This is a genomic window from Pseudomonas sp. VS40, from assembly GCF_018587885.1.
Taxonomy (GTDB): domain Bacteria; phylum Pseudomonadota; class Gammaproteobacteria; order Pseudomonadales; family Pseudomonadaceae; genus Aquipseudomonas; species Aquipseudomonas pergaminensis.
The window spans coordinates 247,991-268,084 of the sequence record NZ_JAGYWD010000007.1; the positions used below are offsets into that span (position 1 = coordinate 247,991).

Genomic DNA, 20,094 nt, shown 5'->3' on the forward strand with positions numbered 1-20,094 from the left:
CGGCGCAGGCTCAAAACAGAAAGTAACGCTGGGCCATCGGCAACGACTCAGCCGGCTCGCACCACAGCAACACGCCGTCGGCCTTGACCTGGTAGGTCTGTGGGTCGACGTCGATGTGCGGCAGGTAGTCGTTGTGGATCAGGTCGGATTTCTGCACGGTGCGGCAGCCTTTGACCACGGCGATCTGCTTCTTCAAACCCAGCGCTTCGGGCAGGCCGGCCTCCATCGCGGCCTGGCTGATAAAGGTCAGGCTGGTGGCGTGCAGCGAGCTGCCGAAGCTGGCGAACATCGGGCGGTAGTGCACTGGCTGCGGTGTCGGGATCGAAGCGTTGGCATCGCCCATCAGGCTTGAGGCGATGGCGCCGCCCTTGAGAATCAAGGTGGGTTTTACGCCGAAGAAAGCCGGTCGCCACAGGACCAGGTCGGCCCACTTGCCCACTTCGATCGAGCCGACGATATGGCTGACGCCGTGGGTGATCGCTGGGTTGATCGTGTACTTGGCGATGTAGCGCTTGGCGCGGAAGTTGTCATTGCCTGGGCCGTCACCGGGGAGCGGACCACGTTGTTTTTTCATCTTGTCGGCGGTCTGCCAGGTACGCGTGATCACCTCGCCGACGCGGCCCATGGCCTGGCTGTCGGAGCTGATCATCGAGAACGCGCCGAGGTCGTGCAGGATGTCTTCGGCGGCGATGGTTTCGCGGCGGATACGGCTTTCGGCGAAGGCCACGTCTTCGGCAATGCTCGGGTCCAGGTGATGGCAGACCATCAACATGTCGAGGTGCTCATCGATGGTGTTGCGGGTGAACGGCCGCGTCGGGTTGGTTGAGCTCGGCAGCACATTAGCGAAACCGCAGGCTTTGATGATGTCCGGTGCGTGACCGCCACCGGCACCTTCGGTGTGGTAAGTGTGGATGGTGCGGCCCTTGAGCGCGGCGAGGGTGGTTTCGACAAAGCCGGACTCGTTGAGGGTGTCGCTGTGGATCGCCACCTGCACGTCGTAGTCATCGGCAACGCTCAGGCAGTTGTCGATACTCGCGGGGGTGGTTCCCCAGTCTTCATGCAGCTTCAAGCCGATGGCGCCGGCCTTGACCTGTTCGATCAACGGCTCCGGCAGGCTGGCGTTGCCCTTGCCGGTGAACCCGATGTTCATCGGGAACGAATCGCTGGCCTGGAGCATGCGCGCAAGGTGCCACGGCCCGGAGGTGCAGGTAGTGGCGTTGGTGCCGGTGGCAGGGCCTGTGCCACCACCGATCATGGTGGTGACGCCGCTGGTCAGCGCTTCTTCGATCTGCTGCGGGCAGATGAAGTGCACGTGGCTGTCGATGCCGCCGGCGGTGAGGATCATGCCTTCGCCGGCGATCACTTCGGTGCTGGCACCGATGGCCATGGTCACGCCCGGTTGGATGTCCGGGTTACCGGCCTTGCCGATCGCATGGATACGACCGTTCTTCAGGCCGACGTCGGCCTTGACGATGCCCCAGTGGTCGATGATCAGCGCGTTGGTGATCAGGGTGTCGACCACTTCATGGGCGAGCAACTGGCTTTGGCCCTGGCCATCACGGATGACTTTACCGCCGCCGAATTTGACTTCTTCGCCGTAGACCGTGAAGTCCTGTTCGACCTCGACAAACAGTTCGGTGTCGGCCAGGCGGACCTTGTCACCGACGGTGGGGCCGTACATGTCGGCGTAGGCTTGGCGGCTGATTTTCATGTGGTTGCCCTGATAAATATGTGTTGAATGTGAATCCGCTTTCGCGAGCAAGCCCGCTCCCACAGTTTGAAATGCATTCTAAGTGTGGGAGCGGGCTTGCTCGCGAAGAGGGCCTAAAGATCACCCATAACTCGACCTGCAAACCCAAATACCCGTCTCCCACCGCTCAAGTCGACCAACTCGATCTCACGACTCTGCCCCGGTTCAAACCGCACCGCCGTGCCCGCCGGAATGTTCAAGCGCATGCCACGGCTCGCCGCGCGATCAAACGTCAGCGCGTCATTGGTCTCGAAAAAATGGTAATGCGAGCCCACTTGGATCGGCCGGTCTCCGCTGTTGGCCACACTGAGGGTGACGGTGCGGCGGCCGACGTTGAGTTCGATATCGCCAGGCTGGATCTGATATTCACCAGGAATCATGCAGGTTGCCCCAGGGTCTTGAAGTAAATGGCGGTCGGGCTGTAGCGCCCGTCCGGGCTTTGGCAGTAGTCGGGCAGTTCACCGATCTTGGTGTAGCGCAGCGACTGATAAAAGGCCTCGGCCGGGGAGCCGGCCTCGGTGTCCAGGTACAACAGGCCGCGCTTGTGTTGGCGTGCGGCAAGCTCCAGGGTGTTCATCAACTGCTGGCCCAGGCCATGGCGTCGGGCGCTGCTGTGTACCAGCAGCTTTTGCACTTCGGCACGGTTGAGGCCGTTGGCCTTTTGGCACAGGGCCAGTTGCACGCTGGCGATCACCCGTTCGTCGCGCACCACCACCCACAGCAACAAGCTGGCGTCCTCGATGCTGGCTTGCACGCCTTGGAGGTAGGCGCGGGCCTCGGCCTCGTCGAAGTCCGCCATGAAGCCGACCGAAGCACCGTGCTTCACCGCGTCCAGCAACAGCTCGATCAAACCCAGGCGGTAGTGGGCAAAACTTTCTGCATTCACTCGACGCAGTTGCGTAGCGTTCATCGACTTCACTCCTTGGGCGGTTCCGCGCCCGGGTTCAAGGCCAGTTGCATGAAGGTCAGGTCCAGCCAGCGGCCGAACTTGATGCCGACCTGGGGCATTTGCCCGGTGGTGATGAAACCCCGGCGCTCATGCAGGCGGATCGAGGCGAGGTTGCCGCTTTCGATGGCGGCGACCATCACGTGCTTGCCGCATGTGCGTGCGCGTTCGATCAGGGCTTGCATCAGCAATGGGCCGAGGCCCTTGCCGCGTTGGTCGCTGCGCACATACACCGAGTGCTCGACGCTGTAGCGAAAGCCTTCGAACGGCCGCCAGTCGCCGAATGAGGCGTAGCCGGTGACCTCGCCATTTTCGACACTGACCAGGATCGGATAACCCTGGGCGTGGCGTGCACTGAACCAGGCCTGGCGATTGCCCAGGTCCACCGGTTGTTCGTTCCAGATCGCCGTGGTGTTGAGCACCGCGTCGTTGTAGATGTCGCGGATCGCCGGCAAGTCGTTTTGGGTTGCGTCACGAATCATGGCCGGGCCTCAGGCGATGGGTTGGTGGACGGTGACCAGCTTGGTGCCGTCGGGGAAGGTGGCTTCCACTTGGATATCCGGGATCATCTCCGGGATGCCTTCCATTACCTGTTCGCGGCTGAGCAGGGTGGTGCCGTAGTGCATCAGGTCGGCCACCGTGCGGCCATCGCGGGCGCCTTCCATCAAGGCTGCGGAGATATAGGCGATGGTTTCCGGGTAGTTGAGCTTCACACCGCGCGCCAGGCGACGCTCTGCCACCAGGCCTGCGGTGAAGATCAACAGTTTGTCTTTTTCCCGTGGGGTCAAATCCATGGTTCAAGGTCCTTGAAAAACAGCATTCTTAATTACCACAGAGATCCCATGTGGGAGCGGGCTTGCTCGCGAAAGCGGTGTGTCAGTCGATGCGTCTTTACCTGGTCCACCGCTTTCGCGAGCAAGCCCGCTCCCACATTTAGATCGTCATGTGCTCCAGATCCGGGGTGAAACCGCCTCTCGCCCAAGCACCGCCGGGCGTAACAGCCGCCATAAATCAATCAACCATCCCCGCGCCAGCAACGCTTCACTGGCCAGGCAGCGGGCGACCAGCAGGCCGGGCAGTTGGGTCAGGTCGCCGCGCACTTCATGGGGCAGGGCGCGACAGGTGTCGAGTAATTCGGGGTCTACGTCGCCGGTCAGCAACAGGGTCGCAAATACCGGCTGCCCATCCAGGCCGATGGGCGAGTCGAGCAAGCCGTCGGCGCCCACAATGCGCTGGCGCTCATGCCAGAGCAACTGGCCGTCGCGACGGATATCCAGGTGCGATTGAAAGTGGCCCAGGTCAAAACGCTCTCCACTGGCCGGGCGACCCAGTGCGACCACATCCCAGTAGAACAAGCGGGCATCGCCTTGCAGCTCGATGCGCGTGGTGAGTTCGGCCTGGGCGGCGCTGAATACGATGGTTTCCTGGGGCAGCCATTCCAGGGTGGCACCCGCTTGCACGGTGAGGTCCAGTTGCTGGTAGGCCGGGCCGCTGGCCCGATACCACTTGGCCGCGCCGGGGCTGGTCAACTGCGCCCAGGCACCCGCGCCGACATGGGCGCTGATGTCCAGGCGATCACCGCCGGCAATCCCACCGGGCGGGTGCACGATGATGTGCTGGCACACCTCGGGGCCTTCGGCGTAGAGGTGCTTTTGCACCCGCAGCGGACCGAGATGACGACGCATCACCGGGCGTGTGGTGTCGCCGAAACGCGCGTAGCCGAGTTCCAGCTCGGCGTGCCAGCTGGGGGTGAACAGGGCGGGGGTAACGGGCAGATTCATGTTTTTTGACTTATCAATAGGACGCTACAGGTTAGATGGTAACCAGCCCGCGTACACCTTCACTTTCCATATTTTCACCTCGGCCTTGCTGCACGATTTCACCACGGGACATCACCAGGTACTGATCCGCCAACTCGGCGGCAAAATCGTAGAACTGCTCCACCAGCAGGATCGCCATATCGCCACGGGCCGCGAGTTTCTTGATCACCGCGCCGATCTCCTTGATCACCGAGGGCTGGATGCCTTCGGTGGGCTCGTCGAGGATCAGCAGGCGCGGGCGGCTGGCCAACGCTCGACCGATCGCCAGTTGCTGTTGCTGGCCACCGGACAAATCGCCGCCACGTCGATGCTTCATTTGCAGCAGCACCGGGAACAGTTCGTAGATGAAGGCGGGCACTTCCTTGGCTTGCGAGCCCGGAAAACGCGAAAGCCCCATCAACAGGTTTTCTTCCACCGTCAGCCGCCCGAAGATCTCCCGGCCTTGTGGCACATAGGCGATGCCCGCGTGCACACGCTGGTGCGGCTTGAAACCGGTGATCGCTTTGCCTTCCCAATTCACCGCGCCTTCTTTGGCCGGCAGCAGACCCATCAGGCACTTGAGCAAGGTGGTCTTGCCCACGCCGTTACGGCCGAGCAGGCAGGTGACTTCGCCGACCTTCACCTCAAAGGACAGCCCGCGCAGGATGTGGCTACCGCCGTAGTACTGGTGCAGCTTGTCGACTTGCAGCATTCTCAAAACCTCCTCGGTTCCCGTTTGGAAACCGGATCAAATGTGGGAGCTGGCTTGCCTGCGATAGCGGTGTATCAGTTACACCGAGTTGCCTGTATCGCAGGCAAGCCAGCTCCCACATAAAGCAGTCCGTGTCCGGCTCAGCGACCGAGGTACACCTCGATGACGCGTTCGTTTTCCTGCACCTGTTCCAGCGAGCCTTCGGCCAGCACGCTGCCCTGGTGCAACACGGTCACGTGGTCGGCAATCGAGCCGACAAAGCCCATGTCGTGTTCGACCACCATCAGCGAATGCTTGCCCGCCAGGCGCTTGAACAATTCGGCGGTGAAGTCGGTTTCGGCGTCGGTCATCCCCGCCACCGGTTCGTCCAGCAGCAACAGCTGCGGGTCCTGCATCAACAGCATGCCGATTTCCAGGAACTGCTTCTGGCCGTGGGACAGCAACCCCGCCTGGCTCTGCGCCAAGGCGGTGAGACGCAGGGTGTCGAGCACCTCGTCGATACGGTCTTTCTGCTCGCCACTCAGGCGCGCGCGCAGGCTGGCCCATACGGATTTGTCGGTCTTCTGCGCCAGCTCCAGGTTTTCGAACACGCTCAGGGCTTCAAACACCGTGGGCTTCTGGAACTTGCGGCCGATGCCAGCCTGGGCGATCTGCACTTCGCTCATGCCGGTCAAGTCCAGGTGTTCGCCAAACCAGGCGGTGCCATGGCTGGGGCGGGTCTTTCCGGTGATCACGTCCATCAGCGTGGTCTTGCCGGCACCGTTGGGGCCGATGATGCAGCGCAGTTCGCCAACGCCGATGTAGAGGTTCAGGTTGTTGAGGGCCTTGAAGCCGTCGAAGCTGACGCTGATGTCTTCCAGGGTCAGGATGGTGCCGTGGCGGGTGTCCAGGCCCTTGCCGGCGGCCTGGCCAATGCCGATGGCATCGCGGCCGCTGCCTGCATCGAAAATAGGTTCAAGCATGACGTTCCTCATTTCTTCAGCAGGCCGATGACGCCCTTGGGCAGGTAGAGGGTGACGATGATGAACAACGCCCCGAGGAAGAACAGCCAGTATTCCGGGAAGGCCACGGTGAACCAGCTTTTCATGCCGTTCACCACGCCGGCACCGAGCAACGGGCCGATCAACGTACCGCGCCCACCCAGGGCCACCCACACGGCGGCTTCGATGGAGTTGGTCGGCGACATTTCGCTGGGGTTGATAATGCCCACTTGCGGCACATACAGCGCCCCGGCCAAGCCACACAACACGGCGCTCAACACCCACACGAACAGCTTGAAGCCACGCGGGTCGTAGCCGCAGAACATCAGGCGGTTCTCGGCATCGCGCAGAGCCGTCAACACCCGGCCGAACTTGCTCTTGGCCAGGCGCCAGCCGATGAACAGGCTCGCCACCAGCAACAGCACCGTGGCCACGAACAACACGGCGCGTGTGCCTGGCTCGGTAATGCCAAAGCCGAGGATGCTGCGGAAATTGGTAAAGCCGTTATTGCCGCCAAACCCGGTCTCGTTGCGGAAAAACAACAGCATCCCGGCAAAGGTCAGCGCCTGGGTCATGATCGAGAAATACACGCCCTTGATCCGCGAGCGGAAAGCGAAGAACCCGAACACCAGCGCCAGCACCCCCGGCGCCAGTACCACCAGGCACAAGGCCCAGAGGAAGTGCTCGGTGCCCACCCAGTACCACGGCAGTTCGGTCCACGACAGGAAGGTCATGAACGCCGGCAGTTCATCACCGGACGCCTGGCGCATCAGATACATGCCCATCGCATAACCGCCCAGGGCGAAGAACAGGCCGTGGCCGAGGGACAGCATGCCGGCGTAGCCCCACACCAGGTCAAGGGCGAGGGCGACGATGGCGTAGCAGAGGATCTTGCCCACCAGCGTCAGGGTGTAGGCCGAGACATGAAACGCGTTGTCCGGTGGCAGCAGCGACAGCAACGGCAGGGCCAGCAGCACCACAAGGATCAGCGTGCCGACGGCAATCGTCGCCTTGGGGCCGGCCTTTTGCGTGGCCGTAAGCATCAATGGCTGGTTCATCAGTCGATCACCCGTCCTTTCAGTGCGAAGAGTCCCTGCGGGCGTTTCTGGATAAACAGAATGATCAGCGCGAGGATCAGGATCTTGCCGAGCACGGCGCCGATCTGGGGTTCCAGGATCTTGTTGGCGATGCCCAGCCCGAAGGCCGCCATGACGCTACCGGCCAACTGGCCGACACCACCCAGTACCACCACCAGGAACGAGTCGATAATGTAGCTCTGACCGAGGTCCGGGCCGACGTTACCGATCTGGCTCAGCGCCACGCCGCCCAAGCCGGCAATACCGGAGCCGAGGCCAAAGGCGAGCATGTCCACGCGGCCAGTGGGCACGCCGCAGCAGGCGGCCATGTTGCGGTTCTGGGTGACGGCGCGCACGTTGAGGCCCAGGCGGGTCTTGTTCAGCAGCAGCCAGGTGAGCACTACTACGCACAGCGCGAAGGCGATGATCACGATGCGGTTGTAGGGCAGTACCAGGTTGGGCAGCACTTGAATGCCTCCGGAGAGCCATTCGGGGTTGGACACCTCGACGTTCTGCGCCCCGAACACCAGGCGCACCAGTTGGATCAGCATCAGGCTGATCCCCCAGGTGGCCAGCAGGGTTTCCAGCGGTCGGCCGTACAGGTGGCGGATCACCGTGCGCTCCAGGGCCATGCCGATGGCCGCGGTGACAAAAAACGCCACCGGCAGCGCGATCAGCGGGTAGAACTCGATGGCCGCAGGCACATAGCGTTGCATCAGCATCTGCACCACATAGGTGGAGTAGGCACCGAGCATCAGCATTTCACCGTGGGCCATGTTGATCACGCCGAGCAAGCCAAAGGTGATCGCCAGGCCCAAGGCCGCCAACAGCAAAATCGAACCCAGGGACATGCCGCTAAAGGCCTGCCCGAGGACCTCGCCGACCATCAGTTTGCGTTTGACCTGTGCCAGGCTGGTCTCGGCGGCGGTGTGCACGGCGGCGTCGGCTTCGACGCCGGGGGCGAGCAGTGCCTCAAGGCGGGTACGGGCCAGCGGGTCGCCGGTGCTGCCGAGCAGACGCACGGCGGCCAGGCGCACCAGCGGGTCGGGGTCGACCAATTGCAGGTTGGCCAAGGCCAGGCTGAGAGCGGTGTGCACGTCCTCATTGGTTTCGGCGGCGACCTGCTGGTCGAGGAATTTCAGTTGCGCGGGTTGCGCGCTTTTTTGCAGCGCTTGCGCGGCGGCCAGGCGTACCTTGGGGTCGGCGGCGAGCAGTTGCTGGCTGGCTTGTACGTTGTCGATCAAGCCGCGCAGGCGGTTGTTCAGGCGTACGGTCTTGGTTTCGCCGTTAACGGTGAGTTGGCCTTGTTGCAGGGCGTCCACCAACTCGATGCGGGCCGGGTCGGGCTGGGCGGCCCAGTCCTGGAGAAGCTTGGCCTGCTGGGTCGGGTTGGCGGCCAGGAAGTCGTCGGCGTCGCTGGCGTGTGCGGTGAAAGACAGCAACAGCAGGGCCGTGAGGATGAAGTGGTACAGGGCAGTGGGCATACCAAAATGTCCTGATCATGCGCGGACGGTGTAGGCACTGGCTTTGTGTGGGAGCTGGCTTGCCTGCGATGGCATCGCTGCGGTGTAACAGGTACACCGAGTTGTTTGCATCGCAGGCAAGCCAGCTCCAACATTGACCGTGCCCGACAATAGAGGCTGGTTGAGGCTTTAGTTGCTCTTCACGGCGTAATCCGGCTTTTTGTCATTGCCTGGAATGTACGGGCTCCACGGCTGTGCACGGATTGGCTCGTTGGTTTGCCACACCACCGAGAACTGACCGTCGGCCTGGATCTCGCCGATCATCACCGGCTTGTGCAGGTGGTGGTTGGTCTTGTCCATGGTCAGGGTGAAACCTGACGGCGCGGCGAACGTCTGGCCGGCGAGGGCTTCGCGCACTTTGTCGACGTCGGTGGATTTGGCTTTTTCGGCCGCCTGCGCCCACATGTGGATACCCACGTAGGTGGCCTCCATCGGGTCGTTGGTCACGGCTTTATCCGCGCCTGGCAGGTTGTGTTTCTTGGCGTAGGCCTTCCAGTCGGCGACGAATTTCTGGTTCACCGGGTTCTCGACCGACTGGAAGTAGTTCCAGGCGGCGAGGTTGCCCACCAGCGGCTTGGTGTCGATGCCGCGCAGTTCTTCTTCACCCACGGAAAAGGCGACCACCGGTACCTCGGTGGCCTTCAGGCCCTGGTTGGCCAGCTCTTTGTAGAACGGCACGTTGGAGTCGCCGTTGACGGTGGAGATCACCGCCGTCTTGCCGCCGGCCGAGAACTTCTTGATGTTGGCGACGATGGTCTGGTAATCGCTGTGGCCGAACGGGGTGTAGACCTCTTCGATGTCTTTATCCGCGACACCCTTGGCGTGCAGGAACGAACGCAGGATCTTGTTGGTGGTGCGCGGGTACACGTAGTCGGTGCCGAGCAGGAAGAAGCGCTTGGCGCCGCCGCCTTCTTCGCTCATTAGATATTCCACGGCCGGGATGGCTTGCTGGTTCGGCGCCGCGCCGGTGTAGAACACGTTTGGCGACATTTCTTCGCCTTCGTATTGCACTGGGTAGAACAGCAGGCCGTTAAGTTCTTCGAACACCGGCAAGACCGATTTACGCGACACCGATGTCCAGCAGCCGAACACCACGGCGACCTTGTCCTGGGTCAGCAACTGGCGACCCTTTTCGGCGAACAGCGGCCAGTTGGAGGCTGGGTCGACGACCACGGGTTCGAGCATCTTGCCGTTCACGCCGCCCTTGGCGTTGATCTCGTCGATGGTCATCAAGGCCATGTCTTTAAGGGACGTTTCGGAGATAGCCATGGTGCCGGACAGCGAGTGCAGGATGCCGACCTTGATGGTCTCGGCAGCCTGCACCGTCCAGGTCATGCCCATGGCGGCAATGGATGCCGAGAGAGTGAAAGCCTTGATCAAGCTGCGACGCTTCATGGTGCGATCTCCGAGATCGATTTTTTAAGGGGCAGATGAGTGACATTACTGAGGTGATAGCAAGGGGTGTGCCGAACTCGTCCACCCCGCACGGGCAAGGGGCGGGCAAATGTGCAGATCGAATGGGTCGCACCAAAGTGGCGCCCGATTGCGGTAAACGGGCACGACTGTGTGCTGTTGTGGTGCTTGGTGCTGTCGCTACTTATCTACCGGTCAGAAGTAGCTTTGCACTCCGAGAATGAAAGGGCCGGGCGCTGTGCTCAGGCATTCATTCAAGGAGTTGTCATGGCGATCAGATTGTCACGTGAAGAGCGGGCTGCCAGCTCAAACCGTGGGGCTACCCAGCTGCCACCACTGAGCCCTGCTTTTCTGCATGAGGCAGATGCGGCTTACTGGGCTCATCAGGAAATTGGTCAGCGACGAGACGTCGAGTACGGCGGGGTGATTGTGCGAGACCCTTCCGGCCAGTATTTCTCGACTCAGCCGGTGGCGGGCAAGGGAATGCAGTTCGATTTACTGGCTGTGGTGGGTATCGGCAACGATGGCTACTATCTTCAACCACCGGGGTATACCTGCGTCGCCTGCTACCATTCGCATCCTGCTCAACATGAAAAGATGCTCCAGAGAAACCCCACCTTTGATGTACGCATGGCCAAGGCGGCTTTGGGGTTTCTCTCCGGTGCGGATTTTTATCGGGATGTGCATGATCGTAGTTTTTTCCCGTCTTCCTATCTCTCTGGACCGGACGGATCCCTCATCCGCCATACCCCTTCCGGATCCAGGGCGGAGTTCAGCTTCGCCCTTTGGGTACAGGCCGGAAAACCACCCGGTAATCCGGTGGGTGTGTACGGCGGCTATGATGAGTTCATCAAAAAGATCTCGACCTTCGGCTCGTTAAACTTAATTGTGCCGACCGCATTGTGGGGTGGCTCTCGCGGCAAAGTGCCGCCCGATTGGGTCGTTTTCGAACCTTTTTCCTCGTCGGCGGTGACCGAGCAACCGCTGTTCACGGCGATCTTTCCTGAGGCATCGTTGGCGGTGACGGCAGCGTTTCCCCCGCAGCCAGAGACCGTTGAATCGCGCATCGGCGTGGTGCTCAAGCACGTCAGCCTGGATCGTTACGTCGCAACCTTGGCAACGCCCGGTCTCGAACCGTTATTTTCTCTCGATACGCTCTTCCCCAAGGGGCCGGATGGGGGCCTGCAATTACCCGCCGACTATCGCCTGGAAGCCCTCTATTTCAGTGAGGGGGCTGAAGTGAGTAGGGTTGCTGCTCGAGAAAACTGGCTGGTCAATGTGCTTTTTACACCGATGCAACTGGGGGCCGCCATCCGAGCGGGAAGCGGGACGTTGGCTCTTCAGGACCCGAAGCGTGGACTGTCCCTCTACATCAACACCCTGGATCAAGCGTTGCTCAAACTTAAAGTCCCTCTGGCGTATCTGGCGGCCGAGCTGTTTAAACGCAGCAGCGATGGGGGGATCAATGACAGCGGTGCCCAGGCCGAGATGGCCGCTGGCACCCTGACACCACGCGACTTTTTGCGCAGGGTGATCGATGTCACGGACCTGTGGGTGGTTCGAGCAGGCCAGGTCTGGCGTGAGGTCGGGCGGGTGAATAAGCAATCGACGGTACTGTCAACAGAGCACCCGGTGACCTTGAGTGGCTCGTTTCTGTCATCCCGGGACGCTGCGTCGTACGCCCATGAGCAGATTGGCAACTCCCGAGGTAGTTACTACGGCGGTTACGTGTTGATAGGGCCTGACGGTCGCTTCGTGATCACCCCGCCCAAGCAAAGCCTTGCCAACCCATTTGCGTTCATGCTGTTTTTCCCCGTAGACGAGCAAGGCGCACTGATTCCTCCCGAAGGCTATGAGCTGTATGCACGCTATGGTTCCCATCCGGCACTGTCCATGATCGATCCTGACTGGGTTAAGCAGCGGCGGTGGACGCGGCAGGAAGCGCTGATCAACCTGCAGGTATTTTCCTGCGATGAGATGTACTCAATACTCCTATCCGGGCGGGTGGCTTACCTTTCCGGAGCGCAGGATTGTCTACTGGAATACGCCCCGAGCCATTCGTCCGAGGAGCAGTGGCTACTGGAAACTCTCAACCCGTCTGCCGGAGAGCTTGGCCTTGCACGCAAGATGGATCGCGGCGTGCTAAGACCTGCCGATTGGGTCACGAGGTTAGCCGCTGCGGGCGAATTCAAAATTGTTCAGGGCAATTCGTTGTGGGGGCCGCGCGGGGTTGTCTACAGCGATTGGACGCCTGACTTTGAATATGCACCCAGAATCGGCCCGCCCGATTACGTCACCTATGGTTCCTTGTTCACAACCCTCAATGACGCCGCCCGCGATCTGCATAAGCGAGTGCATGGTCGCAATCTTGCCGCGCAGGCCTGTTTCGCATTTATCCTCAAACGCAAAGGCCAGGAACAGTACATTGGCACTGAGGTAGAGAGCGCTCTCTCCGCCGGCGACTTGTTCGACCTCGACAAATTGTTTGCTCGAACGAGCCGTGACGAGTATGCGTTGCCCGAGGGGTTTGAGCTACATGCCTTGTTCAGGTCACAGCAATGGTCGCCGAAGTGGAACACTGCAGCGAATGCTTGGCTGACGTTGTATTTCGTCACGCCGAAAGTACTGTATTCCGCGCTCTATGAAGCCCAGCGTAATCAAACACGCAACCTGCCCATCTACTTTTCGACGCTGGACGGTGCACTGTTAAGTTTTCGCGCCTCGCCTATCGACGTGAAAGCCGGCGGCGAGGCGGACACCTTGTTAGCGCTGGCACAGACGCAGTTGGATTCTGGCATAAAGACCCATTTTGACTTTGTCAGACAGTGGGCAACCAAGGGCGAGCTACAAGTGGTGCGGACCAGTCAATGCTGGGATGAAGTTGGCATTGTGAATAAAGACTGGACCGGCTACAAAACCTTGACTTCACGCCGCTTGAGCCCGGCGTTTGCCTCGGCTGATGATGCGGCCCGTTATGCCCTGAGCTCCATTGGCAACCACTTTCGCCGCGCCTATGGCGGCGTCATCCTCAAGCTGGTCAACGGTCTATGCGTGGCCACTGAACCCTTGATACTGCCGCCGCGGGGGGTGTCGCTGAACTGGATCTACCCGGATGCCAGCGTTGCCTTGGGGCTTTATCCTGGGGGGAGCACGATCATCGCTCGCTACCGCTCCCTACCCATTCAAGAAGTCCCTCTATTGCTGTCGGCCCTACAAAAATCGGTCTACCAAAGCATGATTCCCAGTGCTGTGCTGGCAGAGCTGCTAGACAGAGAGGCGCATATCAAGCGCGACTACGTTTTCGGAGCGAACGGGGCGATTCTCAGCTACGACCTGTCAGACTCTGAGGAGGAAAAGCTGCTGAACCGTAAGTTGCTTGCTCTTAACCGCGTCAAAGGTGATTTGGCCGACAACGACTATGAGCAGCAACTTCGCACGGGAACGCTGTCACCGCAGGATTTCGTCAATGCAGTGGCCAAGGCTGGCCTCTTGCGGGTTGTTAAGGGAGATGCATTGTGGGGGCATCCGAGGACACTCAAACCTGAGTTCGCGCTGAATCAATACATCCCAAACCCATTGGAGGTGCGCCAAGTCGCAGCGGACTCACCGTGCAGTCCGATATTCACCCGTGCCCTTGATGCCGTCCGACACGTCCAGCTGGCTTGGAAACCACAGGCTCAAGTGGCGTTTGGTTATGTGCTGAAGGCATTCGGACGGGACCTGTATATGGCGACGTTACCTCTTGTCAGAGCGCAATTTAGTGCATTGGCAGCCGTTTTTGCCGGCGGCCAATTACCCCAGGGTTACCTGATGCATGGCTTGTACTTGTGCGCATCGACTGAACCGATTGCCCCGGCGAAAGACGAAATGGCCCGGTCCTTCTTCTCGCCTGTCACGATTGCGAAAGCGCTGGCTTACATGACCACCCCCCGTAATGGACTGACACTGCCGCTTTACCTGTCATGTGCCGACGGTGCGTTGCTGCGGTACAAGGTGCCTAAATCAGATGCTGTGACGCAGTGGCAGAATGACCAGTACCACATCGCCGAAGGCGTGAATAAGGGCTACTTGACAGTGCGGGACTACGTACGTGAGTTGGCGAGCATTGGAGAGTTGGACATCCGGGTCACCAGCCCGATCTGGGGCCGCAAAGAGCTGGTCGATGCCCTGTGGTCTCCCCATCGACTGCCGCACGATTTTGCTGACGACCCTTATTACCATTCATTCTGCGGTCCATGGTATTTCTATGCCGATGACGCCGCCCGGTACGCTCAGCGCACGCTTGCCCGCTTTGTTGATCGTTCGTATCTAGGGGCAGTCCTGGTGCCGCCGAGAGTTGGCGGGTTTGTCGCAATCGATCCCGTGGAGGATCGCCCCGGTTTTGGCGACAGTACGTTGGAAGGTTTGTTCTGGAAGGATCACGCCGGATTCGACGTGCCGGCGACCAATGTGCTGCGCAACTACAAGATTGCAGCGGTGCATGTCTTTTATAAAACAATTCCTGGTACGCCCAGTAAGCTCCAAGTTGACATCAACCTGCTGGCTAATTTTGTCTCCGGTACTGACCTGGACAATTATCTTTCGGTCATACGCAGTAATTTACCTGACGCCAAGAGCATCTACCTGTCTTGCCGTCGGGGAGCGCTGCTCAAGTACGACCCTGCAATGACAGCAGAGGAAGCCAATCTGCTGCGCGCCTGGCCAGCGCTCACTCCCAGTGTGCTGGTGAGTCGGTTGCGGCGCATAGGCAAGCTGTCAGTCCTGGTCGCCGACAGCTTCTGGAACGCACTGGGGCCTTTGAATGAACAGTCGGATCTTATGAGGATCGGGGCAAATGAGCCCTGGTATGGCCGCAACAAGGATGAGCTTTGATGAGCACCCTCCACGCAACTGCCTGAAACGCCTCATTCTGATCAGCGCCGGCGCATCAACCCGATAAAAAACAGCCCGCCGATGGCTGCCGTGGCCACGCCGATGGGCAGGTCTTCCGGGGCGATCAAGGTGCGTGCGGCGACGTCGACCCACACCAGGAACAGGCTGCCGAGCAGGGCACACACCGGCAATAGGCGGCGATGCTCGGCACCGACAAGACGCCGGGCAATGTGCGGCACCATCAGCCCGACAAAGCCGATGGAGCCGCTGAGGGACACCAGCACGCCGGTCATCAACGAGGCCACCAGGAACACCTTCAGCCGCACGTTGCGCGCATTCAGGCCCAGCGTCACGGCGGTCTGCTCACCGGCCATCAGCGCGTTCAAAGGCCTCGCCATGCCGAGCAGTACCAGCAGCCCCAGCAGCACCGTGGCCGTGGGGATCGCCAGCAACTCCCAGCGCGCCAGGCCCAGGCCGCCAAGCATCCAGAACATCACCGCCGACGCCGCGCGATGGTCGCCCATGAACAGCAGCAGGTTGGCCGCCGCCATCATCACGAACGACACTGCCACGCCACACAGCAGCAGGCGGTCGCTGTCCAGTCGTCCGTTGCGACTGGCCACCGCCAGCACCACCAGCATGCTCAGCAGCGCGCCGACAAACGCGGCGATCGGCAGGGTCAGCAGCCCGACTATTTCGCCCACGTGCAACACCACGATCACTGCGCCGAGGGTGGCGCCCGACGTGACGCCCAGCAGGTGCGGGTCGGCCAGCGGATTACGCGTCACTGCCTGCAACACCGCACCGATCAACGCCAAGCCGGCGCCCACCAACGCGCCGAGCAACAGGCGCGGCACACTGATCAGCCAGACGATATGCGCCTGCCCGGCCGGCCAGTTCACCTCGCCGATGCCAAAGGCCTTGTACACCACGATTCGCCACACCACGTCCACTGGCACCCGCGCCGGGCCGAAGCCCAGGGACGTCACGCAGGACACCAGCAACACCAGCGCAAGCGCGGCAAGCAACCAGGTGTAGCGACGGGTGATCATTCGCCGTGGAACCCCTTGGCCAGGGTTTCCACCGCCAGTACGTTATCGATGCCTGGCGTCGCCTGTACGTACGGGATCACGATAAAGCGCTGGTTCTTGATGGCGTCCACCGCTTGCAGCGCGGGATTATTCATCAGGAACGCCTGCTTCTGCTCGGCGGTGATTTCGCTGTAGTCGACGATCACAATCACCTGCGGGTTGCGTTCCACCACGGTCTCCCAGTTGACCCGGGTCCAGCTGGCGTCGATGTCATCGAGGATATTGCGCCCACCGGCCGCCGTGATCAGTGCCTGTGGCATGCCAAGGCGCCCGGAGGTCATGGCGCGGTCTTCGCCGCTGTCATAGAGGAACACCCGCGGTTTCTCGGCCGGCAGGTCCTTTTGCACCTCGGCGACCTGTGCCTGCATCTGCGTGATCAAGGCAGTGGCGCGGTCCTGCACGTCAAAGATTTTGCCCAGGTTGCGCAGGTCGTTATAGGTGTCGTCCAGGGTGGCGGCCGGGCGCTTCATCACGAAGGCACACGACTCGGTCAACTCATACACGTTGATGCCCAGGGGTTGCAGTGTGTGCGGGGTCAGGTCGCCGCCCACGCGCATGCCGTAATCCCAACCGGCGAAGAAGAAATCCACGTTGGCGTTGAGCAGGGTTTCCACCGATGGGTACTTGCTCGCCAGCTCCGGCAAACCCTCGAGCAGGTGTGCCATTTCCGGGGTCACCGACTTCCAGCCGGTGACGCCGCTGTAGCCGGCCATGTGCGACTTGAGGCCCAGGGCGAGCATCATCTGGGTCATGTTGATGTCGTGGCTGACCGCGTGTTTCGGGGCCTCCTGGAAGGTCACGTCGCGGTTGCAGCTCTTGACGGTGACCGGGTAATGGGTGGCTTCGGCAAACGCCTCGGCGGCACTGAACAGCAAGGCAACGGCAAGCAGGGGGCGCAGGCTCATGGTTGGGTTATCCAGGTGATTCGGGGGTAGCCGGACAAGGGGTGAGTGTCGATCAGCGCTTCGACGCCAAACACGTCGCGCAGCAAGGCGGCCGTGAGTACTTGATGCGGCGTGCCGCTGGCGACGATGCGCCCGTGGTTGATCACGTACAGGCGGTCACAGAATGCAGCCGCCAGGTTGAGGTCGTGGATGCTCGCCAGGGTGCCGATGTTCAGGCGCTTGACCAGCCGCAGCAACTCCAACTGATAGCGTGGGTCGAGGTGGTTGGTGGGCTCGTCGAGGATCAGCAGTTGCGGCTGCTGGGCCAGGGCGCGGGCGAGGATCACACGCTGTTTTTCACCGCCCGACAGGGTGGCGAACCCATGGTCTTCAAACCCCTGCATGCCCACCGACACCAGCGCTTGCTGGATCAATTGCCGGTCCTGCAGTGTGTCGCCATCAAACAAACCCTTGTGGGGTGTGCGGCCCATGGCGACCACTTCATCCACCCGCAGGCCGAAGGCATCGGGAAACTCCTGCAGCACCACGGCAACCCGTTGCGCGCACCATTTCGCGCTTTGTTTCCACACATTCTGGTGTTCGAACAGCACGTCGCCCTGCGCCGGTTTGCTGAACCGGTAGGCGCAGCGCAACAGGCTGGTCTTGCCGCTGCCATTGGGCCCGATCAGCCCGACGAACTCCCCGGCACCGACCTGCAGGCTGGCGTCACGCAGTTGGAACTGGTGATGGCAGTGCTCATGCCCCGAAGGGGTCCAGGCCAGGTCGGTGAGGGTGAGTGAGCTCATCAGAAGGTGTAGTCCGCCGTGACGAAGAAGGCGCGCGGTTCACCCAGTATCCACTGCTGGCCGTCGTTGTACTGGCTGACGGCATAGGTGCGGTCGAACAGGTTGTTCAACTGCAGGCCCAGGGTGGTGTTGCGCATGGCTTTCCACGACACGGTGGCATCGACAACGGTGTAGCTCGGCAGCTCGTTCTGGTTGGCCATGTCGGCATACCGTGCGTCGACGTAACGCACGCCGGCACCGGCGCGAATGTCGTCGGTCACGGCCTTGCTCAGCCACAGGTTGGCTGTGCGGCGCGGTACGTCCACCGGGCGGTTGCCGTCGCGGGACACTTGCACGCCGCCAACGTCCTGCGTGAAGTCGTCGTACTGCGCGTGGACGATGGCCGCGTTGGCCTGCAATTGCCAGGCGTGTGGCAGTTGCAGGTCGAGGCTGGCTTCCAGGCCGCGTGACGATTGTTGGCCGACTTGCTGCTTGAGGTCCGGGTCGCCCGGTACGTCGGTGAGCAGTTTTTTCTTGACGATGTGATACGCCGCCAGCGTCCATTCACCACGCTGGTCCCAGAAGGCCTGCTTGATGCCGATCTCGGTCTGCTTGGCGGTCGACAGGTCAAACTGTTGCTGGCTCGGGCTCAGGGAAATCAGGCCGCCGACGCCATCGGTGCTGGTCGCGTACTGGCCGTACACCGAGGTGTCCGGCGTGATCGCATAGACCAGGCCGGCCTTCCAGTTATTGCCGGTGAGGGTCTTGTCGGACTGGCTGCCGGTGCGCAGGTCATCGCGGTCGACGTGGGCGTAGTCGCGGCGGATGCCGGTGATCAACGACAGTCGGTCGGTGAGTTGCAGGCGGTTTTCCGCGAAGCCAGCAACGGTTTTGGTGGTGGTGGAGAACAGCGGGCTGAATGCACTCTGGCTATCGAATGCGGCGGGCGCCGGGTGATTGATATCGATCGGTTGCCCATCCGGCAGCACATCCTTGAACGGCGAGTTGCTGGCCAGGCGGAAGCGAATGCGGTTGTACTCCACGCCGGTCACGGTCTGGCTGTCGAGGCCGAACAGGGTGTGCTTGAAGGTGAAGGTCTGGCGGTCGCCCACCTGTTCCTGGTTGTGCTTGATGCCGAAGTTGCCGCTGCGGGTGAGTTGCCCGTTGGTGAAGTTATAGTTCTCGGCGTTCTGCCAGCGCCGCTGGTTTTTCAGGTAGAACAACTCGTTGGTGGCACTGACGCTGTCGTTGATCTGCCACTCGCTGGTCAGGCGCGTCCACTGGTCGTTGTAGTGCTGGATGTCGTCACTGACGTTGTAGTTTTTGTCGCGCAGGCCTTTGTGCAACTGGCCGTTGATCAACGGGGTGCCGAAGTAATTTTGCGGGCGCTGGTCGCCATAGTCGCTGGCCAGGGTGAAGCTCAGGTTGTCTGCCGCCTGCCAGCGCAGGGCGCCGCTGACAAAGTCGCTGCTGGAGTCGCCATGGTCGATGAAACCATTGCTGCGCAGGCGATTGAGGTTCAGGCGATAGCTAAGGGTGTCGGTCAGCGAGCCACCGCTGTCCAGGGCTTCTTGCTGGCGGTCATGGGAGCCGTAGCCCAGGCGGATGTGGTTTTCGATCTCGCCTTCAAACGGCTTTTTCGGCACGGTATTGACCACCGCGCCAGTAGCCCCTTCGCCGTACAGCACCGAGGCCGGGCCGCGCAGCACGTCGACACGTTCCACCGACCAGGTGTCCACCGGGAACGTCGATGTCCCCATGCCCATGTACATGCGGTTGCCGTCGTACAACTGCATCACCGAGCCCTGCCCGGTAAATCCACGGGCCGACAACGACGTACCACCGTCACCCGGCGAACCGGTGCGGCTGATACCGGTGGCGCGGGAAATCGCGTCCTGCACACTCACGTCGCCGCGTGCACGGATCTGCGCGCCGGTCTGGCTCTCGACACTGCCGGGGGTTTGCAAGGCCGTGAGGTTCAGGCGCGAGCCGGCGGTGGTCGGGGTCTTGAGGTCGACGCGTTCGTCGTCCACGGCGGGTGCCGTGACGGGGCTGGCGGGCAGAGTCAGGGCCTGGGCGCTGTGATGCAGGGCGAGCAGGCACAGGCCGGACGCGAGGTACTTGTTCATCGGACGGAAAATCGCTTCTTCGAGGCAGCGCTCGCCGCTGGGCGCGGCGAGCTGAGGTATGCAGCAAGTGTTATAAGTTAACACTTCCTGCGTCGTGGGCGAAAGCCCGCGTAAGACTACATAACGCCTCTATG

Annotated in this window: 16 protein-coding genes; 1 reads left to right on the forward strand and 15 read right to left on the reverse strand. The window is 61.4% G+C overall.

What is annotated here, in order from left to right:
• Positions 1–10: 10 nt before the first annotated feature.
• From ureC to urtA, 11 genes are all read right to left on the reverse strand, one after another.
• Positions 11–1,711 (reverse strand): urease subunit alpha, encoded by a 1,701-nt coding sequence (gene ureC, locus KHP07_RS21885; protein ID WP_099493481.1) that lies wholly within the window; start codon positions 1,709–1,711, stop codon positions 11–13.
• A gap of 113 nt (positions 1,712–1,824) precedes the next feature.
• The gene (locus tag KHP07_RS21890) at positions 1,825–2,130 is read right to left on the reverse strand and encodes an urease subunit beta (protein WP_078046645.1); all 306 of its coding nucleotides are present in this window, start codon (positions 2,128–2,130) and stop codon (positions 1,825–1,827) included.
• Positions 2,127–2,660, reverse strand: a complete 534-nt coding sequence (locus tag KHP07_RS21895) for a GNAT family N-acetyltransferase (protein WP_099493480.1) — start codon at positions 2,658–2,660, stop codon at positions 2,127–2,129. Before KHP07_RS21895 ends, KHP07_RS21890 begins: the two co-directional genes overlap by 4 nt.
• Positions 2,661–2,665: 5 nt before the next feature.
• Entirely contained in the window at positions 2,666–3,178 is a 513-nt protein-coding gene (locus KHP07_RS21900; protein WP_214498009.1) for a GNAT family N-acetyltransferase, read from the reverse strand.
• A 9-nt stretch (positions 3,179–3,187) separates the two neighbouring features.
• Positions 3,188–3,490: an urease subunit gamma gene (gene ureA / locus KHP07_RS21905; RefSeq protein WP_003171437.1), complete on the reverse strand. Its 303-nt coding sequence runs from the start codon at positions 3,488–3,490 to the stop codon at positions 3,188–3,190.
• A gap of 147 nt (positions 3,491–3,637) precedes the next feature.
• Positions 3,638–4,477: an urease accessory protein UreD gene (locus tag KHP07_RS21910; RefSeq protein ID WP_099493478.1), complete on the reverse strand. Its 840-nt coding sequence runs from the start codon at positions 4,475–4,477 to the stop codon at positions 3,638–3,640.
• A 31-nt stretch (positions 4,478–4,508) separates the two neighbouring features.
• On the reverse strand, positions 4,509–5,207 hold the full coding sequence (urtE, locus tag KHP07_RS21915) for an urea ABC transporter ATP-binding subunit UrtE (protein ID WP_078046649.1): 699 nt from the start codon (positions 5,205–5,207) through the stop codon (positions 4,509–4,511).
• 140 nt (positions 5,208–5,347) lie between these two features.
• Positions 5,348–6,181, reverse strand: a complete 834-nt coding sequence (urtD, locus tag KHP07_RS21920) for an urea ABC transporter ATP-binding protein UrtD (RefSeq protein WP_177409477.1) — start codon at positions 6,179–6,181, stop codon at positions 5,348–5,350.
• Positions 6,178–7,245 (reverse strand): urea ABC transporter permease subunit UrtC, encoded by a 1,068-nt coding sequence (gene urtC, locus KHP07_RS21925; RefSeq protein WP_078046651.1) that lies wholly within the window; start codon positions 7,243–7,245, stop codon positions 6,178–6,180. The genes urtD and urtC overlap by 4 nt, the downstream gene beginning before the upstream one ends.
• A complete protein-coding gene (gene urtB / locus KHP07_RS21930) occupies positions 7,245–8,747 on the reverse strand; it encodes an urea ABC transporter permease subunit UrtB (protein WP_214498010.1) in 1,503 nt (500 codons plus the stop codon). Before urtB ends, urtC begins: the two co-directional genes overlap by 1 nt.
• A 168-nt stretch (positions 8,748–8,915) precedes the next feature.
• Entirely contained in the window at positions 8,916–10,181 is a 1,266-nt protein-coding gene (gene urtA, locus KHP07_RS21935) for an urea ABC transporter substrate-binding protein (protein ID WP_078046653.1), read from the reverse strand.
• Between the two features lie 285 nt (positions 10,182–10,466).
• Between urtA and KHP07_RS21940 the strand changes: the two genes are divergently transcribed.
• Positions 10,467–15,071: a DUF4329 domain-containing protein gene (locus KHP07_RS21940; RefSeq protein WP_214498011.1), complete on the forward strand. Its 4,605-nt coding sequence runs from the start codon at positions 10,467–10,469 to the stop codon at positions 15,069–15,071.
• 41 nt (positions 15,072–15,112) lie between these two features.
• On the opposite strand, the gene KHP07_RS21945 is transcribed toward KHP07_RS21940, so the two are convergent.
• Genes KHP07_RS21945 through KHP07_RS21960 form a run of 4 tightly spaced genes read right to left on the reverse strand, consistent with a single transcriptional unit; the run spans position 15,113 to position 19,960 of the window.
• Positions 15,113–16,123, reverse strand: coding sequence for a FecCD family ABC transporter permease (locus tag KHP07_RS21945; protein WP_214498012.1), 1,011 nt, complete (start codon positions 16,121–16,123; stop codon positions 15,113–15,115).
• On the reverse strand, positions 16,120–17,067 hold the full coding sequence (locus tag KHP07_RS21950) for an ABC transporter substrate-binding protein (protein ID WP_214498013.1): 948 nt from the start codon (positions 17,065–17,067) through the stop codon (positions 16,120–16,122). Before KHP07_RS21950 ends, KHP07_RS21945 begins: the two co-directional genes overlap by 4 nt.
• Positions 17,064–17,852 carry an ABC transporter ATP-binding protein gene (locus KHP07_RS21955; RefSeq protein WP_099493472.1) on the reverse strand — a complete coding sequence of 263 codons (789 nt, stop codon included), beginning with the start codon at positions 17,850–17,852 and terminating at the stop codon, positions 17,064–17,066. Before KHP07_RS21955 ends, KHP07_RS21950 begins: the two co-directional genes overlap by 4 nt.
• A complete protein-coding gene (locus tag KHP07_RS21960; protein ID WP_214498014.1) occupies positions 17,852–19,960 on the reverse strand; it encodes a TonB-dependent receptor in 2,109 nt (702 codons plus the stop codon). The genes KHP07_RS21955 and KHP07_RS21960 overlap by 1 nt, the downstream gene beginning before the upstream one ends.
• Positions 19,961–20,094: the final 134 nt, after the last annotated feature.

Coding starts and splice junctions, on each gene's coding strand:
- ureC (WP_099493481.1), bottom strand. CDS start 1,711: ATGAAAATCAGCCGCCAAGCCTACGCCGACATGTACGGCCCCACCGTC.
- KHP07_RS21890 (WP_078046645.1), bottom strand. CDS start 2,130: ATGATTCCTGGTGAATATCAGATCCAGCCTGGCGATATCGAACTCAAC.
- KHP07_RS21895 (WP_099493480.1), bottom strand. CDS start 2,660: ATGAACGCTACGCAACTGCGTCGAGTGAATGCAGAAAGTTTTGCCCAC.
- KHP07_RS21900 (WP_214498009.1), bottom strand. CDS start 3,178: ATGATTCGTGACGCAACCCAAAACGACTTGCCGGCGATCCGCGACATC.
- ureA (WP_003171437.1), bottom strand. CDS start 3,490: ATGGATTTGACCCCACGGGAAAAAGACAAACTGTTGATCTTCACCGCA.
- KHP07_RS21910 (WP_099493478.1), bottom strand. CDS start 4,477: ATGAATCTGCCCGTTACCCCCGCCCTGTTCACCCCCAGCTGGCACGCC.
- urtE (WP_078046649.1), bottom strand. CDS start 5,207: ATGCTGCAAGTCGACAAGCTGCACCAGTACTACGGCGGTAGCCACATC.
- urtD (WP_177409477.1), bottom strand. CDS start 6,181: ATGAGGAACGTCATGCTTGAACCTATTTTCGATGCAGGCAGCGGCCGC.
- urtC (WP_078046651.1), bottom strand. CDS start 7,245: ATGAACCAGCCATTGATGCTTACGGCCACGCAAAAGGCCGGCCCCAAG.
- urtB (WP_214498010.1), bottom strand. CDS start 8,747: ATGCCCACTGCCCTGTACCACTTCATCCTCACGGCCCTGCTGTTGCTG.
- urtA (WP_078046653.1), bottom strand. CDS start 10,181: ATGAAGCGTCGCAGCTTGATCAAGGCTTTCACTCTCTCGGCATCCATT.
- KHP07_RS21940 (WP_214498011.1), top strand. CDS start 10,467: ATGGCGATCAGATTGTCACGTGAAGAGCGGGCTGCCAGCTCAAACCGT.
- KHP07_RS21945 (WP_214498012.1), bottom strand. CDS start 16,123: ATGATCACCCGTCGCTACACCTGGTTGCTTGCCGCGCTTGCGCTGGTG.
- KHP07_RS21950 (WP_214498013.1), bottom strand. CDS start 17,067: ATGAGCCTGCGCCCCCTGCTTGCCGTTGCCTTGCTGTTCAGTGCCGCC.
- KHP07_RS21955 (WP_099493472.1), bottom strand. CDS start 17,852: ATGAGCTCACTCACCCTCACCGACCTGGCCTGGACCCCTTCGGGGCAT.
- KHP07_RS21960 (WP_214498014.1), bottom strand. CDS start 19,960: ATGAACAAGTACCTCGCGTCCGGCCTGTGCCTGCTCGCCCTGCATCAC.